Annotated in this window: 16 protein-coding genes and 1 tRNA gene; 3 read left to right on the top strand and 14 right to left on the bottom strand. The window is 45.2% G+C overall.

All coding sequences use genetic code 11. The features are described 5' to 3' along the window. Window positions 1-17 precede the first annotated feature (17 nt). Entirely contained in the window at window positions 18-587 is a 570-nt protein-coding gene (locus QY309_16895) for a PepSY-associated TM helix domain-containing protein (GenBank protein WKZ59526.1), read from the top strand. 15 nt (window positions 588-602) lie between these two features. Here QY309_16895 and QY309_16900 read toward each other — a convergent pair whose 3' ends face one another. The 11 genes from QY309_16900 to QY309_16950 form a co-directional block, all read right to left on the bottom strand. Then, window positions 603-2,126 (bottom strand): GH3 auxin-responsive promoter family protein, encoded by a 1,524-nt coding sequence (locus QY309_16900; GenBank protein WKZ59527.1) that lies wholly within the window; start codon window positions 2,124-2,126, stop codon window positions 603-605. A gap of 100 nt (window positions 2,127-2,226) precedes the next feature. After that, the gene (gene lptB / locus QY309_16905; GenBank protein WKZ59528.1) at window positions 2,227-3,000 is read right to left on the bottom strand and encodes an LPS export ABC transporter ATP-binding protein; all 774 of its coding nucleotides are present in this window, start codon (window positions 2,998-3,000) and stop codon (window positions 2,227-2,229) included. Next, a complete protein-coding gene (recJ, locus tag QY309_16910; protein ID WKZ59529.1) occupies window positions 2,997-4,703 on the bottom strand; it encodes a single-stranded-DNA-specific exonuclease RecJ in 1,707 nt (568 codons plus the stop codon). Before recJ ends, lptB begins: the two co-directional genes overlap by 4 nt. A 4-nt stretch (window positions 4,704-4,707) precedes the next feature. Continuing rightward, the gene (locus tag QY309_16915) at window positions 4,708-5,496 is read right to left on the bottom strand and encodes a hypothetical protein (protein WKZ59530.1); all 789 of its coding nucleotides are present in this window, start codon (window positions 5,494-5,496) and stop codon (window positions 4,708-4,710) included. An 87-nt stretch (window positions 5,497-5,583) separates the two neighbouring features. Next, the gene (locus tag QY309_16920; GenBank protein WKZ59531.1) at window positions 5,584-6,216 is read right to left on the bottom strand and encodes an Ezrin/radixin/moesin family protein; all 633 of its coding nucleotides are present in this window, start codon (window positions 6,214-6,216) and stop codon (window positions 5,584-5,586) included. A 53-nt stretch (window positions 6,217-6,269) separates the two neighbouring features. Further along, a complete protein-coding gene (fumC, locus tag QY309_16925; GenBank protein ID WKZ59532.1) occupies window positions 6,270-7,664 on the bottom strand; it encodes a class II fumarate hydratase in 1,395 nt (464 codons plus the stop codon). A 100-nt stretch (window positions 7,665-7,764) separates the two neighbouring features. Further along, the gene (locus QY309_16930; protein ID WKZ59533.1) at window positions 7,765-9,801 is read right to left on the bottom strand and encodes an OmpA family protein; all 2,037 of its coding nucleotides are present in this window, start codon (window positions 9,799-9,801) and stop codon (window positions 7,765-7,767) included. A gap of 53 nt (window positions 9,802-9,854) precedes the next feature. Then, complete coding sequence (locus QY309_16935; GenBank protein WKZ59534.1) at window positions 9,855-10,352, bottom strand: hypothetical protein; 498 nt, start codon at window positions 10,350-10,352, stop codon at window positions 9,855-9,857. A gap of 17 nt (window positions 10,353-10,369) precedes the next feature. After that, entirely contained in the window at window positions 10,370-11,152 is a 783-nt protein-coding gene (locus tag QY309_16940) for a (Fe-S)-binding protein (GenBank protein WKZ59535.1), read from the bottom strand. Window positions 11,153-11,164: 12 nt separating this feature from the next. After that, window positions 11,165-11,614, bottom strand: a complete 450-nt coding sequence (locus QY309_16945) for a DUF1569 domain-containing protein (protein ID WKZ59536.1) — start codon at window positions 11,612-11,614, stop codon at window positions 11,165-11,167. 82 nt (window positions 11,615-11,696) lie between these two features. Then, window positions 11,697-12,992 carry a 4Fe-4S dicluster domain-containing protein gene (locus QY309_16950; GenBank protein WKZ59537.1) on the bottom strand — a complete coding sequence of 432 codons (1,296 nt, stop codon included), beginning with the start codon at window positions 12,990-12,992 and terminating at the stop codon, window positions 11,697-11,699. Between the two features lie 116 nt (window positions 12,993-13,108). On the opposite strand from QY309_16950, the gene QY309_16955 reads away from it, so the two are divergent. Both QY309_16955 and QY309_16960 read left to right on the top strand, forming a co-directional pair. Beyond that, window positions 13,109-13,181, top strand: a tRNA-Phe gene (locus QY309_16955). Between the two features lie 62 nt (window positions 13,182-13,243). Next, complete coding sequence (locus tag QY309_16960; protein WKZ59538.1) at window positions 13,244-14,635, top strand: HAMP domain-containing sensor histidine kinase; 1,392 nt, start codon at window positions 13,244-13,246, stop codon at window positions 14,633-14,635. Between the two features lie 2 nt (window positions 14,636-14,637). Here QY309_16960 and QY309_16965 read toward each other — a convergent pair whose 3' ends face one another. The 3 genes from QY309_16965 to QY309_16975 are packed head-to-tail and all read right to left on the bottom strand — an operon-like array spanning window position 14,638 to window position 16,892. After that, complete coding sequence (locus QY309_16965; GenBank protein WKZ59539.1) at window positions 14,638-15,927, bottom strand: pseudouridine synthase; 1,290 nt, start codon at window positions 15,925-15,927, stop codon at window positions 14,638-14,640. Next, complete coding sequence (scpB, locus tag QY309_16970; GenBank protein WKZ59540.1) at window positions 15,914-16,498, bottom strand: SMC-Scp complex subunit ScpB; 585 nt, start codon at window positions 16,496-16,498, stop codon at window positions 15,914-15,916. The genes QY309_16965 and scpB overlap by 14 nt, the downstream gene beginning before the upstream one ends. A gap of 1 nt (window position 16,499) precedes the next feature. Then, on the bottom strand, window positions 16,500-16,892 hold the full coding sequence (locus QY309_16975; protein ID WKZ61718.1) for a TraR/DksA C4-type zinc finger protein: 393 nt from the start codon (window positions 16,890-16,892) through the stop codon (window positions 16,500-16,502). Window positions 16,893-16,947: the final 55 nt, after the last annotated feature.

The following is a 16,947-nucleotide window of genomic DNA, read 5'->3' on the forward strand; positions in this document are numbered from 1 at the left end:
TACACACGAGCTTATACATGAAACACACAAAAGAAATAGCCAAATCAACCCGAACCCATCGAAAACTTCATCGCATTGTCGGTTCATTTTTACTGATTTTCTTTTTCCTCATTTCCCTCACCGGGTTGTTGCTGGGCTGGAAAAAACATTCGGGCGGATTAATTCTTCCCGAAACACAAAAAGGAATTTCTGCCGACCTGAAAGGATGGTTGAGTTACGATTCACTGAATACCCTTGCGCTTCAGGCTTTACGCGATTCATTGCCCGGTCAATCGCCACGGTTAGATCGCATTGACGCAAGACCGGACAAAGGAATTGTGAAGTTCGTATTTAAAGATCATTACACCGAAATTCAGTTGGACGCTACAAGCGGAAAAGTATTGGCCGTAAACCAACGTACTTCCGATATCATTGAACAAATACACGATGGTTCCATTTTGGATTTTATGGTTGATACTTCTAATGGCCAGATCAAACTTGTGTACACAACCTTAACCGGAGGCGGCCTGGCGTTGCTTTCCTTTACAGGATTTTGGTTGTGGTATAATCCGAGAAGAATACGAAAGAGAAAGGAACAACCAGAGTAATCAGAAATCGATAGCCTAAACAGAAGCCATCATCTTCAAAATATCATCTACATACTCGCGCGAGTTGGCCAGGCGCGGTACTTTATTTTGCCCTCCTAATTTGCCACGGCTCTTCATCCAGTTGTAAAACGTGCCGGGCTCTGCGCTGTGAATTTTCGGTGCCACCAATGCCAGATCATGTGCGCGCTTGGCATCGTAGTCGCTGTTAATTTTGCGCAAAGCTGAATCCAATATGTGTATAAACTCACCTAAATCTCCCGGTTGTTTCTTGAATTCAATAATCCACTCATGACCACCCTTTTTGTTCGCTTCTAAAAACACCGGGGCTGCTGTAAAATTTTCAATGATGGCACCGGTGGCATCACAGGCTTTGGTTATAGCCGCTTCCGCATTTTCAACAATTACCTCCTCGCCAAACGCATTAATGAAGTGCTTGGTGCGCCCTGATATTTTTATCCGATAGGGAGACAGTGAAGTGAATTTTATGGTATCGCCAATGCTATAACGCCATAAACCCGCATTGGTGCTGATCACCATGGCGTAGTTTTTTCCCAACTCTACTTCACTCAACCGTAACGCCTTCGGATTTTCCTTTTCCATTTCATCCATCGGAATGAATTCGTAAAAAATCCCATAGTCGAGCATGAGCAACATTTCTTCTGAATCACGCTTATCCTGAATGCCAAAGAAACCTTCACTTGCATTGTAAATCTCCCAGTAAATCATCGAAGGATCAGGAATCAATTCCCGAAACAGGGCACGATACGGTTTAAACGAAACTGCACCATGAAAAAAAACTTCCAGGTTAGGCCAAACTTCTTTGATGTGTTTTTTGCCTGTGAGTTGTACCACGCGTTGAATGAGCAGAATCGTCCACGTTGGCACACCAGCAATGTTGGTCACGTTTTCTTCAGCTGTTTCCCGCGCCAGCTTTTCAATCTTCTCCTCCCAATTACTCATGAGGGCGGTTTGAAGTTTTGGTGTGCGAATAAACTCAGCCCAAATGGGAAGGTTCTGCATAATCACCGCAGAAACATCTCCGTAATATGATGATGCAGTTGGATCAAATTCATTTACCTGGTGGCTTCCACCAACAGCCAATCCCTTACCATCAAAAATTTTAGTGTTGGGATAGTTGTTTACAAAAATGGAGATCAGGTCTTTTCCTCCTTTGAAGTGACAATCTTCAAGCGCTTCTTGCGATACAGGGATAAATTTGCTTCGGGCATTTGTGGTGCCTGATGATTTTGAAAACCACTTGATTTCAGAAGGCCACAACACATTTTGCTCACCCCGCATTTGCCGTTCGATGTAAGGAAAAAGATTTTCGTAGGTATGAACGGGCACACGCTCACGAAACATGCCGTATGTACCAATGGAACCAAAGTCATATTTCTTTCCGAACTCGGTTCCCTTTGCGGTTTGAATCAGTCTTCTGAAAATTTCATCCTGAACTTCATGCGGATACTTCATGAAAAGCTCTATCTGATGAATACGCTTCTTCATCACCCACGTCAGTATCGAATTCAGCAGTCCCATAGGTATCCGGTAACCTCAAAAATAGACATAATAGGATGAATTAAAAGGCCTTACGCAGGTTAAGAGCCAGGGCATTTTGCTGAATCTGAAATGGCTGAAATTACAAGGATTCGTCCGTCCAGGTATCGTTGCTTTGGGTCACCACTTTGGCCCTGCGCAACTCAAAATTCTGGCCAAGGTAAACCTTGCGTACCTGCGGATCGCTGGCCAGGTCTTCGGCTGTTCCGGATTTAAAGAGTTTTCCGTCCACCATCAGGTAAGCGCGATCGGTAATGGAAAGGGTTTCATCAACGTTGTGATCAGTGATAAGAATGCCAATGTTTTTACTTTTCAGTTTCGCTACGATGGATTGAATTTCTTCCACTGCAATCGGGTCAACCCCCGCAAACGGTTCATCCAACAAAACAAAGCTGGGATCTACTGCCAATGCGCGCGCAATCTCCGTCCTTCTGCGCTCACCTCCGGATAAAGACATGCCCAGGTTTTTTCGCACTTTATGCAGACTGAATTCATTGATTAGCTCGTCCACTTTTTCCATCCGTTGTTGTCGGGTGAACTCGCGCATTTCCAAAACCGATAAAATATTTTCTTCAACCGTAAGCTTTCTGAACACCGATGCTTCCTGGGCAAGATAACCGATACCCTTTCGTGCGCGTTGATACATCGGCAACGCGGTAATGTCTTCACTATCCAGAAAGATTTTGCCTTCGTTGGGTTTAATCAAACCAACAATCATGTAGAATGATGTGGTTTTACCGGCACCGTTAGGCCCAAGCAATCCTACAATCTCGCCCTGACCAACCTGTACAGATACATGATCCACCACAGTACGGCTCTTATATTTCTTTACCAGATTTTCTGCCCGAAGAATCATGCGTTGTCAAATTTAATATCCTTAATGCGTAATTGAATACTGGTGTTCCCATTGAATACGTTTTCTTCAATGTTGAACACCATGCTAAACGTATCACCGGAGGCCAGTTGATCGTAGTACTCAGCCAGATCAAAACCCACTGCCTGAAACACGGTTTCATTTCCTTCCTGACCAGCCAAAAATCTAACGTGTCTTTCCTTGAAACTTGACAGCGCGTTCACCACGTACACCCGGCTCGCTTCAAAAACCGGCTTATGATTTTCCGGTCCGAAGGGGGCCATTTGTTTAAGCACGCTTAAAAATTTAGGAGTAATTTTGTCAAACAAAATCGGTACATCAATTTCAATAACCGGTGTCAGCATTTCTTCGGTTATCGATTTCGACACCACTTCTTCAAACCGCTCTTGAAAAGCTTTCAGGTTGCCGGCATCCATGGTAAGTCCTGCAGCATATTTATGCCCTCCAAATTTCTCCAGCAAATCGCTGCAACTCAACATGGCTTCATACAAGTTAAAGCCATTTACACTTCGGGCCGATCCGGTAATTTTATTGTTTGATTCGGTTAAGATCACAGTGGGGCGGTAATATTTCTCGATACACCGAGCAGCAACTATGCCAATTACACCCTTATGCCATGAGTTTTTAAACAGTACCGTAGATTTTGCCGCCCGAAGTGATTCGTCACCTTCAATCATGGCCAGCGCTTCTTCGGTAATGCTGCTATCAAATTCCCTGCGCAGGTCATTCTTGGTGTTAACTTGTTCGGCTAGCTCTAACGCCTCTTCATCGGAAGTGGCGGTAAGCAAATCAACGGCAGCGCTACCATGCGCTACACGACCGGCTGCATTGATGCGTGGACCGAGTGTGAACACAATACCCGAAACATCAAGCTCATTTTTCAGTTGAGAAATTTCTTTCAACGCTTTCAATCCGGGTACCGGATTCTCGTTTAGCTTTTGCAATCCAAAATAGGTAAGTATTCTGTTCTCTCCTGTAATTGGAACAATATCGGATGCAATGCTCACCGCAACCAGATCAAGGTATTCAAAAACTTCTTCTTCCTTCCGATACTGCCTTGCGTAAGCCTGTATCAACTTAAACCCTAACCCACATCCGCTTAGTTCAGTGTATGGATACGTGCAATCTTTTCGTTTCGGATCAAGCACCGCTACCGCATTCGGAATTTTTTCATCCGGCAGGTGATGATCGCAAATAATAAAATCGATGCCCTTGTGATTGGCCAGCAACACCATATCCGATGCCTTGATACCACAATCAAGTGCTATGATCAATGAAAAATTATTCTCTTCCGCCCACTCTACACCTGCACGTGAAATGCCGTAACCTTCTTTGTTCCGATCGGGAATGTAAATGGAACAATTCGGATAAAACCGATGTAGGTAATTGTACACCAATGACACAGCCGTTGTTCCGTCCACATCGTAATCACCGTAGATTAAAATTTGTTCGTTATTATCCAGTGCCTGCTTTAATCGCTGCACGGCCTGCTCCATATCGCGCATCAAAAAAGGATCGTGAAGCTGATCCAATGATGGCCTGAAAAAATCCTTTGCTTGTTGCAGTGTGGTGATGCCACGCTGAATCAAGACTGTTGTTAAGTATGGATTAAGGTTTAATTCTTTGCCGAGCGCTTCAATCTGCTCTTTTGAAGGAAGAGGTTTGTATATCCACTTCTTCTCCATGTGTTTACTGATTCATTTCAAATGTAAGTGTTCCTTCGGTTCCGCGAACACCGTTAACACCATACTCACCGGGTTTGCCATCAGTACCGTTTCTGCGATTGGGACCCAATCCGGCTGAGCCTATGTATCCTCCTCGTCCGCCTTGCCCGGCTTTACCACCATAATTTCTGAACAATACTTTTGTGCCGATCCAGTTTCGAATGATATCAGCGTTTACACTGCTGATTACCAGGTTACCTCCGTGTCCGCCATCACCACCGCGGCCTCCATTGCCACCATTGGCACCATCACCGCCATTACAGTGAACCGTACCCGGACTCCCATCTCCACCTTTTCCTCCGGCACCACCATCGCCACCATTTCCTCCTGAGAGATCGATGATGAGTCTTCCGTTAACGGTTAGATTTTCGACATAGAGCGACAGGTTAACACCGGGCCCACCGGACAACCCGGATACGCCATTGCTTCCATCCGATCCATCGCGACATGGTCCTACTTGTGTTACTCCGGATCTTCCATCACGACCTGCCTTACCATGAATGCCAACACCAAGGATGTAACAGTCATTTCCAATTATGGCGACCTTCGCTCGTATAAAATTTTCTCGCTTGAGTTCGTTCAACACCAACTTCGATGAGTCTTCCATCACCAAGGTATCGGCAACCAGAATATCCGTTTCATTGTCAAACTCGAATGACTCTCCGGATTTGATCACAAGCTTATCTACCCGCACCTGCGACCATGCAGCACTTGTCATCAGCACTAATAATCCTATGAATCCGATTCGCTTCATCGCACAAAACTCAATATAGTTGATCAACATAAAAAACAAAAAGCAGCATTAATCATGCTGCTTTTTGCTAACGAACGAATATATGTTTTATTCCTCTGTTTTCGGCTTTTCTGCAGTTACGCCTTCCAATACATCTTTAATTTCAGTGCGCTGGCCATCTTTATAAGGCACAATCCAGGCATCTTTCACGCCCATTTCGCGCATATATTTTTTAAACTGATCAGCCTCCCAATAATCGCGGAAAATACCGATGGTGATGCGTTGAGGTTCGCCCTCTTTTACTTCGCCACCAAAATTGGGGTTGTTGTCAAAATACTTCGACAGGTCTTTGTTTTTAAACGCACCAACCTGCACCTTAAATACTACACCGCGCGAAAAATCCATTGGGTTTATCACGGGGTTTTCCTTGAGTTGCGCCAACTCTGCACGGGTGGCAGTTAGTTGCCCGCGCATTTGTGAAAGCTCATCTTCCAACTCAGCAATGCGCGCATCTTTGTTGCTCATGGTGTTTTGAAGATCCGTAACGCGCTTGTTCAGCGTGGCTACCTGGTTGTCGGCTGTTTGCTTATCTTCTACAAACTGCTTCAGGTTAGCAGGGTTCTTGGCGTATTCCTTGGCTTTTTTCTTCCACTCCTTTTTTTCCTGCTTGGAAAGCTGGGCGAAAGATTGCGTGCCCGCAAAAAGTAAAGCCATACAGAAGAGTAGTGCTAATTTTTTCATTGTTCTAGTTTAAAAAGTTTATTAAAAGTACAAATTATTTTGAAATTCCTACTTTAAAGGCTTCCCACCATCTTCTCGGGCCGCACCCACTCATCAAACTGCTCCGATGTAAGCAAGCCCAACTCAACAGCAGCTTCACGCAGGGTCTTGTTTTCCTTATGTGCCTTCTTGGCAATTTTAGCGGCATTTTCATAGCCAATATGCGTATTCAATGCTGTTACCAACATCAATGAATTCTCCAAATGTTGGCGAATAATCGCCTCATTTGGCTCAATGCCTTCTGCACATTTATCATTGAATGAAACACACGCATCACCCAACAGACGAGCCGATTGCAGTACGTTTGCGGCAATCACCGGCTTGAACACGTTCAACTCAAAATGGCCGGTTGCCCCGCCAATCGAAACGGCCACATCATTGCCGATAACCTGTGCACATACCATGGTTAATGCTTCCGGTTGTGTGGGATTTACTTTACCCGGCATAATGGATGAGCCCGGTTCGTTATCCGGAATGATGATTTCACCGATGCCGCAACGCGGTCCAGAGCTTAACATGCGGATGTCATTAGCTACTTTCATCAGTGCCACCGCTGCACGCTTCAACGCGCCCGATAACTCAACCATGGCATCGTGCGCTGCCAACGCCTCAAACTTGTTTGGTGCGGTAACAAACGGATAGCCGGTTAACTCAGCAATTTTCTTTGCGACCAATACATCGTAACCTTTAGGTGTATTGAGACCAGTACCTACCGCGGTTCCGCCAAGCGCCAGTTCAAGCACCATCTCCAACGCATTATTAATGGCGCGGATGCTGTTGTCGATCTGCTGCACGTAACCCGAAAACTCCTGACCAAGTGTAAGCGGGGTTGCATCCATAAAATGCGTGCGGCCCGTCTTCACAATATTTTTATATGCTGCCGATTTTTTCGCAAGCGTATCGCGAAGTTTTTTCATGCCCGGTAAGGTGATCTCCACCACCTGCTTGTAGGCTGCAATGTGCATGGCGGTAGGGAAGGTATCGTTTGAGGATTGTGATTTGTTTACATCATCATTGGGATGTAACACTTTTTTGTCATCCGTTAATTTCCCACCACTCAGCACATGCGCACGATAGGCAATCACTTCATTCGCATTCATGTTGCTTTGTGTACCTGAACCGGTTTGCCAGATGACTAGCGGGAACTGATCATCGAGCTTGCCGGCAATAATTTCATCGCACGCTTTGGCGATCAGATCCTTTTTATCGGCCGAAAGCGCACCGAGTTCATGATTGGCCATAGCCGCAGCTTTTTTCAAATAACCAAAAGCATAAATGATTTCTTTTGGCATGCTGGCCTCGGGCCCGATTTTAAAATTGTTGCGTGAACGCTCAGTTTGCGCGCCCCAGTATTTATCAGCGGGCACCTGTACCTCGCCCATGGTGTCTTTCTCAATGCGATAGGTCATAATACAAATGATTTAAAGGTGGCCAAAGTTAGAAAAGATACTACAAAAAATGCCGGCTGTAATACCGGCATTCCTCAATTAAATTAATAGCTGTTCGTCCTCAATTCCCACCCTTCTTCAACTCCGTTCCCTTTCGGAAATACTTGTCTTCGTCAAACTCATCTTCGCTGAGGGGCTTGGGCATAACACCCACTTCCAGAATTTTAAATTCTGTTCTACGGTTTCGTGCGCGGCCTTCCGGATTATCCGTTCCATCCGGATTGGTGTTGCGCGCAATGGGTACTTCTTCACCGTAGCCTTTTGCCGTAAGCCGGTCGGGTGCAATGCCCTTTGAGATCAGGTATTTCACGGTAGATTCTGCACGGTTCTTTGACAGTTCATAGTTATATACCAATGAACCTACACTATCGGTATGCGACCCCATTTCAATTTTAATTTCCGGGTTGTCGATCAGCAATTGAACAAGCTTATCTAACTCCCGTGCAGCGTCTGGGCGAATGTCATACTTATCGAAATCGAAATAAATATTTTCAAGTACAAATATTTTATTGATCTCAATTTTATCCAGCACCAGAATGGTATCCAACGTGATGTTGGTGATCATTTCTTTCAACGTACTTGGGTCAACAGACTTGCCACGCGTGGTGTAGTCTTGTCGTTTCACCAGGTAACCATCAGTTTCACCAACTAAAGTATAATCTTCATTTTCATACACACGGAAAAGAAACTTCCCATCATCACCGGTTACGTAATCCTGCATGATGCTGCCCTCACCATCCAACATGGAGACTCTTACGTTCGGCAAGATGGCGCGTGTGCTGTCGCTGGTAGGTGTGTAGGTAACTCCGGCCAGGTAGTAGTTCACTACCTTCAGGTTTGGATCTTCATTAACAAAGGTATAGATGTCGTCATCGCCCTTTCCATCTTCACGGTTGGAGGTAAAGAACCCGCGATCCGGGCGGAAGAGAAAAATTCCAAAATCATCGGCAGGCGAGTTCATGGGTTCGCCCAGGTTTTCAATGGTCGTTTTACCACTGGCACGTTTCACCACAAAAAGATCCAAACCGCCAAAGCCAGGATGTCCATCGGAAGCAAAGTAAAGCTTGGCATCTTCAGCCACATAAGGGAACAATTCATTACCGGCTGTGTTGATCTCCGGTCCCAGATTGCGCACGCGTGAAAATCTTCCACGTGAATCCATCTGTGCCGAGTATAAATCGGTGCCACCATAGCCACCAGGCCTGTTGGAAGCAAAGTACATGGTGCGGCCATCCTGCGAAAAAGCAGGAGATGAATCCCAACTGTTGTTGCGGGCAACGGGATCAAACTCGTCTTTAAACTGTGTGTTTACATTCAAGCGTTGTGGCTCTCCCCAAACCCCATTTCTGAAACGCGAGATGTACAAATCCACATCCGCGCCCCCCTTCTTCTTGCGGGTGTTGCCCATGGCAAACACCATCGTGCGGCCATCGGGAGTGAATGCGGGGCAACCTACGTTTCTAAAATCATCATTGATGCCTTGTGGTAAGGGTTGAATGGTAGCTACATCAACGTTGGCTCCGCGGGTGGTAACTTTATAAATGGCAGTGAAGGGCTTTCCTTCTGCTTCGTAAATTTTTCCATCGCCACGCGATGAGGTAAAATACAATTCGTTATTCAGGTAAACGGGTGCGTACTCACTGGCTGGCGTGTTAAGCAAATCCAGATTTTTTACACGGTAATAACTTGGCTTGTTACGCAGGTTATTCAGATACTCCAGTCCATTCAGTTCTGCTTCAGCCCGATCTTTCAGTTTTTCATTTGAAGTTTGTTGAATGAGCGTTTCCAGCTGCGCGCGCGCTTCGCTGTATTTGGCGTTTGCCTTCAGCGATTGAGCGTAGAAAAACTTTACTGAGTCTTTGTCAACACCCGCACCACCTGCTTTGGCATAATATTGTTCCGCTTCTTTTGCGCGGTTGGATAGCCGATACGATTCCGCCACAAAATAATTGGCTTTCGCCTGATCTTTGGGCTTGCTCTTTTTGAACAAGTCGATGGCGTTTTGATACTCTCCGCGCACGAAAGCTTTCGTGGCTTTTTTCTCCACACTACAGCCTGCAAACAGGAGGGCCGCTGCAAAAAATACTACAAACCTCATAATCTATCCGACTAAGCGTTAAAGCTACAAAAAAAAGAATAACCCATTTCGGTTTAAACTGCGGCCTTACTGAGGTAGCGTTTAAGCCAGGTCTCGCCTGCAGGGGACTTCCATCGCCTATCAAAATCACCTTTGGTCAACACGGTATTGTCGAACACGGTTGTCTGGCTATTCCAAACTCCGTTTTCGTACGCTTGTTTCAACTCCGGCAACTTGATCAAACAAACCTTTTCATCCAGCAACAAGGCCACGTTGGTGCGTTCAAAAAAATCAATTCCGGTTTGCTGGCTCAATTGCCTGATCACGTGCACCGATGAATCAATCGAACAGCCACTGGCCTCATGGTGCGCTTCATCCACAGCCAACACAATAAAATAATCGTGTAATACCTGAAACGATGTTTTAAGCGGTTGATTGTGCGCAGTCCAGTTAGTGGTAAACGCCTGGAGCGCAGTTGAAATTGTATTTACCTCCTCCGGTTTAAAAGCCCGATTGGACTGATAAATCCAAACGCGTGCTGAATCGGGGAGTGTTTCAAAGGGTACAAACATTTTTTTAGATCTTAATTTTATAAACCGTTGGCCTCTGCGATAAGTTCGGCCAGGTCTTTCACCTTCACCTCAGCTTCTTTTTCCTTGCTTTTCACCCCATCGGTCATCATGGTCATGCAAAACGGACAAGCCACGGCCACGGTGGTGGCACCGGTTGCCAGTGCTTCCTCGGTACGCTCTGTATTAATTTCCTTTTTACCTTTCTCGGCATCCTTAAACATTTGTGCACCGCCTGCGCCACAACACAAGCCGGTGGTTCGGCAACGCTTCATCTCTACCAGGTCTGCATCCAGCGCTTCCAATACTTCGCGGGGCGCTTCATAAATATTGTTGGCGCGGCCAAGGTAGCATGAATCGTGAAAGGTTATTTTCTTTCCTTTAAATGCGTGACCATCTTTCAATTTGATTTTTCCTTCATTGATTAATTGCTGCAGAAAGGTGGAATGATGGATCACCTCATAGTTACCGCCTAATTCTGGGTATTCATTTTTAAGCGTATTGAAGCAATGCGGACAAGCCGTAACAATTTTTTTTACGCCATATCCATTCAACACTTGTATGTTGCTCATGGCCTGCATTTGAAACAGAAATTCATTGCCAGCCCTGCGGGCCGGATCACCCGTGCAGGATTCTTCTGTACCCAACACACCAAATTTTATCTCCAGTGCTTGCATAATTTTTACAAACGCTTTTGTAACACGCTTGTAGCGATCATCAAATGATCCGGCACAACCAACCCAAAATAAAATTTCAGGTGATTCGCCTTTTGCCGTAAGTTCAGCCAGTGTTGGTACATTCATGTAGTCAGAATTTTAAACTCCAAATTGTTGCAGGTGATGATCGAGGTGTTTGTACTGTCCGCGTGCCCATTCCTCGGGAGTTAATTTTCCAAAGAAAGGATTCGGATGTTTTGTGCATGCTTCAGGACCACCTGCTGCAAATGCTTTTATATGATTGATCAGTTTCTCTTTTTCCTCTTCAAACTTTTTTTGATCGGCAACAATTAAATTTCTTCCTGTCGGACTGTTCTTCGGATGAGGCTTTGCACCAAAAAATTTATCCTTAACCGCCCAGCCTAACAAAATACCCAACACACTACGTTTGGGTTTATCCAATCCGCGTGCGATGCGCAACAGAATGGAACAATGCGCCAACATTTGCGCCACATCCATCTTTCCCCACAGGCGTTGTGTTTGCGGAGTGAGTTTTTCAATCCGCGTTAGAATTTCCTGGGCATCGGTTGGGTTAAACAAATTTTTCATGCGCTAATAATTGTTTGAAAGTAGTCACATGGAATCGCCATGCTAATTATCACGCTATTGGTCCGTTTTGCTGATGGCGATTTCATGCCTGATCTTTTGCCCAGTTAAACCGATCGCTCGATGCAAATTTCCACGGAGCAAAATTGGTTTCAATGTTTTGAAACATGGAGTTCCAGGATGCAGGTGATCCGGATTCTTCCATAGCCACATAGCGCCTCAACTCAATAATGATATCCAACGGATTAATCATAACCGGGCAAGCTTCCACACAGGCGTTGCAACTGGTGCACGCATTAATTTCTTCTTTGGTGATGTAATCGCCCAGCAACGATTTACCATCATCCAACTTGCCACCATTTTTAATTACTTCTTCCACGCGATCGCGTGTGTCCATCATGATCTTGCGCGGTGAAAGTTTCTTCCCGGTAAGATTAGCCGGACATTCTGATGTACACCTTCCACATTCGGTACACGAAAAGGCAGCCATTAAATTTACGCGCGATAAATCGTTAACATCTTTCGCTCCAAACCGACCCGGTTCAGTTGGTGGTGTGGCCGAAGCTTCTGCCAAACCCAACATCGACTTAACTTCTTGTGTTACCACAGGCATGTTGTGAATCTGACCTTTCGGCTCAAGTCGTGCATAATAGGTGTTTGGAAACGCCATAAAAATATGGAGATGCTTGGAGTAGGTTACATACAATGCAAACCCCAGTATGCCTACAATGTGAAACCACCACGCAAAACGCTCCACCAATATCAATGAACCGGTTTCGAGGTTTTCAAAAACCGGCATTAAAAAGCTGCTGAAGAATAGTGAACCCGTTGCCGTATAATGCGCATCACGGGATTGTAGCAATTGATCGGTTGCGTTCATGGTTAAGATGGCAAACATGAGCACAATCTCTACAACAAGAATGGTGTTGGCATCCAGCCTTGGCCAGCTTGTCATTTCAGCCGACCAGAACCGTGGAACTTTCAACACATTTCTTCGGATGAGGAAAAATACACACGACAGCAGAACCGCCACCGCCAAAAATTCAAACACATTCATCAACACCGGGTAGATTGATCCCAGGTAAGGCGCAAAAAATCGGTGCGTTCCGGCCAGTCCATCAATTATAAATTCCAATACCTCCAGGTTGATGATTAAAAACCCGGCATAAATGAAAAAATGCAGCACTGCTGGAATAAACCGCTTGAACATCTTCTTCTGTCCGAAAGCGATGAGCAACACATTTTTCCACCGTGCAGAAGAGTCGCTTGTTAACGGGGTTTGCTTGCCCAGTTGGATACCTCTTTTAATCCCGCCAATCCGTCTTGCAATAAAGAAGGAGAAGCCCAGCAGAACGATCGCAAATACTACCTGTTGAATCATACGTGATAGTTAATTCTGAAAATGCTCAAATCCAAAAATACACCGGGGTTTTGCACCGAATGTAAATTTACATACTTTTGTGCCCCTGATTTACCCTCAGGATTGTTCATTTTACTGGTGACGTAGCTCAGTTGGTAGAGCAAAGGACTGAAAATCCTTGTGTCGGGGGTTCAATTCCCTCCGTCACCACTTAATAAACCTCAGTTAGCATGCTGGGGTTTTTTTGTTTATACCCAAATTGAAGGCCAGCCATGCTTGACCGCTCCGTCAATGAAGTTACCGCACGCATTGCGACCACCTACCTGGCCGAGGGACTGATTGCTGCCGTTATTGTAATTGCCTTCCTGTACTTTGCCCACATTTATAAAAGGCTCTACCTGAAAACGTGGGCATTAAGCTTTGGCAGTTTTGCCGTATCTGTTTTTTCCGTAGGGCTAACGACACTGTACAACGCTCAACTAACTGAGGGGTTTAAACTGGCTTCCTCTTTCGTGGCCCAGGCAGGCATTTTCCTACACGCTTTTTTTCTACTGATTGGTCTTTTTGAGCTTTTTCGGGGCACTGCCTTCCGGCTAAAATTTCTGATGGGTTGGGCGGCTGTCGTTGTGGGGCTAAGTTTCTTAACCATTTGGGTTTTTCATGATGCTGATGGTGTTCAGGGTTCGTTGAATCGTTATGTGTTACGTATTGGGACGCGATACCTCGTTATAGCATTTAGTTTTTTATGCGCGGGCATATTGGCGTGGCGAAGTCCGCTGTTTAAAAAAGGGATTGGTCAACGCTTGCTGATTGTGGCATTCCTGCTTTATGGAGTTACGTATTGTTATTATTTCACCGTTGTGATCTTCAACTACTTTGGGGGTACTTTCAGTTTTCCGTTTTTCTTTGGCATGGTTGAACTTTTGCTCATTACCCTGTCAGGATTGGGCATGGTGCTTTGGTTGCTGGAAGATGAGCGCGACCGGCTTAGTAAAATCAATTCAGAATTGGACAGCTTTCTGTATAGCACCTCGCACGATTTGCGATCGCCCATTGCATCTATTCTTGGCATTACCAACGTGGCAAAGCTTGAGCTCACGGATGAAACTGCACTTCGATACATGACCATGATCGAAGAGCGCATTAAAAAGCTCGACCTGGTTATCAGTGATATTCTCAAACTTTCGCGAAGTAAAAAGCTTGATCTTAAAATTGAATCCATTCGCTTTGATGATTTATTAAAGGACACAATAGCCGATGTGAAGTTCAACCACAATGCCCCAGACATCTCACTGCGTTATACGGAGAAAACGGATGATCACTTTGTCTCTGATTACATTCAGATGAAAATCGTTTTGAGTAACCTCATTGCTAATTCAGTGAAGTATCACAACATCAACCAGGAAAATCCATTTATTCATGTTGCCTTTCAGCGCACCGGAAAAAATGTTCGCATTGAAGTTGAGGACAACGGCAGGGGGATTCCAAAAGAAGCGCTTCCAAAAATTTTCGATATGTTTTACCGTGCCGAAACAGGTGTAGAGGGTACAGGCCTTGGTCTTTACATTGTGAAAGAAGCCTTAGCAAAAATCAACGGAAAAATTGAGGTAAAATCGGAGTATGGTGCTGGCAGTACCTTTACCATTACCCTTCTGGACGCCTGAGTCTATTGTAAATGTTTTAGCCGAATAATTTCCTCTTTGGTGAGGTGGCGAAAATGGCCACGCGGCAAATCCTTCTTATCAAGTCCTGCGTACACGGAGCGGTCAAGCTTAACCACCTCGTATTCCAGTTTTTCAAAAATTCTACGTACTACACGGTTCCAGCCAATGTGCAATTCAATGCCCACCGTCTTTCCATCATCCGAAACAATGGCCAGGTCATCAACCATAGCACGGCCTTCTTCCAACTGAACACCGTCCAGTATTTTTTGAAAATCATTCTTCGTAAGCGGACGACTCAACTCCACCTTGTAAATCTTCTTCACGTTGTATGAAGGATGCGAGAGTTTATCGGCAAGATCACCATCGTTGGTGAACAGCAACAAGCCTGTTGTATTTCGGTCGAGGCGGCCAACCGGATAAATGCGCTCCTTCACTGCGTTACCAATGATGTGCATTACAGTGTTGCGCTCTTGCGGATCGCTGGTGGTGGTGAGGTAGCCTTTTGGTTTATTCATTAAAATATACACCGGCTTTTCGGCCTGAAGCTTTTTGCTTTCATAGCGAACATCATCACCGGGGCTTACCAGAAAGCCCATTTCAGTAATCACTTTTCCGTTTACTGAAACCAGTCCCAACTTAATGCGTTCATCTGCTTCGCGCCTGGAACAAATGCCGCTGTTGGCGATGTAGCGGTTAAGCCGGATTTTACCCGTTGTGTTCGCAATAGTTGGTGCTTCTTCTTTCTTTGAAGAATATTTTCCGGGCTTGTTTCGATTAAACTTCTGCTTGTTGAAAAAGCCACGCGGCTGTTCGCCTGCTTCATCTTTTCTTCTAGGCTTTGCAGGCTGAGATGAAAACGAAGATGATCCGGACTTGGAGAATTTTTTTCTGCGATCATCTCCTCTTTCAAAGGAGGATGAACTTCCTCTTACTGATTTTGAAAAGCCTGTGCTTTTTGGTTTGTCGAAAGATTTTTCTTTGCGCTCTCCTCCTTTTTCAAAAGAAGTGGTGCTGTCTTTCTTTCTGAAAGAACGTGAGTCAGAAGAAGAGCCTCGTTCCGACTTTGAAAAACCTGAGCCTTTCGGTTTATCGAACGACCTTCCTTTGCGTTCTCCACTTTTTCCAAACGAGGTGGTGCTGTCTTTCTTTCTAAACGGACGCTTCTCATCATCAGATGAATCTCTTTTGCTTCCTTTCGAAAAACGTGAACCAGTTGGTTTATCAAATGATTTTTTGCCTAAGGAGCGGTCACTTTTGCCGCGCGCGGGGCCCGATGTATTACGCTTGCGCATCGGGTTCTTTTAAATCTGTGCTCTCGCCAATTACGTTTATCTCGCTGGTAAAATCTTTTGGCACCGGCAGGTCTGCCAGATCGTTGATGCCAAAATATTCCATGAACTTCGGTGACGTGCCATACAACATGGGTCTTCCGATGGTCTCGGCCTTGCCTTTAATCTCCACCAATCCTTTGTCCAGTAATTTCTGAACGGCATAATCGCAGTTTACACCACGAATGTTTTCAATATCCGTTTTTGAAATGGGTTGCTTGTAGGCGATGATGGCCAACGTTTCCATCGCTGAAGTAGACAATCTCTTTTTTGATTGCTGCTTCAACAGGATGGCGATGCTGCTCTGATAAGCAGGCTTGGTTAAAAACTGATAACCGCCACCGGCTTTATTCAATTGAAATGAAAATTCTTCGGAAAGAAATTTGTCTTCCAATCGTTTGATGGCGTTTACAATATCCTCTTCGGGAACATCCGCATTGAACATTTCCGAAAGACATGATTTTATATCGGCCAGCTTTACCGGGGTAGGCGAGCAGAAAATCAATGCTTCAATATGGTTCTGAAGAAAATCCACGTTAGTCTTTCTTCATCATTTTAGCCTCAATGGATTGCGTAGTGTGCGGCACGGCAATCAAGCGCTCCTTTGGTATTAGCTTTCCGGTAACCGAGCAAATGCCATAGGTTCCATTCTTAATACGCACCAAAGCGTTCTCCAAATTCGTGATATATTTCTGCTGACGTGCAGCCAGCTGACTGAGGTTTTCCTTTTCGGCCGTTTCCGCTCCATCTTCCAACACTTTGGTATTTCCACCAGATGTTGCATCCGTGCCCTCATCATTATTGCGATTCAGGGTCTCTTTCAAAATTTTGTATTCACCACGGGCCTTCTCCAGTTTTTCCAGGATCAGGGTTTCAAATTCCTTAAGTTCTTCATCCGAATAACGTGTTTTGTCTTCGGGAACTGATATTTTCTTTGCTGGCTTATGCGCGATGGGGCGCTGTGTAATCGGAGGGAAAAATGTA

It is taken from the genome of Cyclobacteriaceae bacterium (genome assembly GCA_030584025.1).
GTDB lineage: Bacteria > Bacteroidota > Bacteroidia > Cytophagales > Cyclobacteriaceae > UBA2336.

Bases quoted from the DNA above. Each gene is read 5' to 3' on its own strand.
- QY309_16895 (WKZ59526.1), top strand. From the start codon at position 18: ATGAAACACACAAAAGAAATAGCCAAATCAACCCGAACCCATCGAAAA.
- QY309_16900 (WKZ59527.1), bottom strand. From the start codon at position 2,126: ATGGGACTGCTGAATTCGATACTGACGTGGGTGATGAAGAAGCGTATT.
- lptB (WKZ59528.1), bottom strand. From the start codon at position 3,000: ATGATTCTTCGGGCAGAAAATCTGGTAAAGAAATATAAGAGCCGTACT.
- recJ (WKZ59529.1), bottom strand. From the start codon at position 4,703: ATGGAGAAGAAGTGGATATACAAACCTCTTCCTTCAAAAGAGCAGATT.
- QY309_16915 (WKZ59530.1), bottom strand. From the start codon at position 5,496: ATGAAGCGAATCGGATTCATAGGATTATTAGTGCTGATGACAAGTGCT.
- QY309_16920 (WKZ59531.1), bottom strand. From the start codon at position 6,216: ATGAAAAAATTAGCACTACTCTTCTGTATGGCTTTACTTTTTGCGGGC.
- fumC (WKZ59532.1), bottom strand. From the start codon at position 7,664: ATGACCTATCGCATTGAGAAAGACACCATGGGCGAGGTACAGGTGCCC.
- QY309_16930 (WKZ59533.1), bottom strand. From the start codon at position 9,801: ATGAGGTTTGTAGTATTTTTTGCAGCGGCCCTCCTGTTTGCAGGCTGT.
- QY309_16935 (WKZ59534.1), bottom strand. From the start codon at position 10,352: ATGTTTGTACCCTTTGAAACACTCCCCGATTCAGCACGCGTTTGGATT.
- QY309_16940 (WKZ59535.1), bottom strand. From the start codon at position 11,152: ATGAATGTACCAACACTGGCTGAACTTACGGCAAAAGGCGAATCACCT.
- QY309_16945 (WKZ59536.1), bottom strand. From the start codon at position 11,614: ATGAAAAATTTGTTTAACCCAACCGATGCCCAGGAAATTCTAACGCGG.
- QY309_16950 (WKZ59537.1), bottom strand. From the start codon at position 12,992: ATGATTCAACAGGTAGTATTTGCGATCGTTCTGCTGGGCTTCTCCTTC.
- QY309_16960 (WKZ59538.1), top strand. From the start codon at position 13,244: ATGCTTGACCGCTCCGTCAATGAAGTTACCGCACGCATTGCGACCACC.
- QY309_16965 (WKZ59539.1), bottom strand. From the start codon at position 15,927: ATGCGCAAGCGTAATACATCGGGCCCCGCGCGCGGCAAAAGTGACCGC.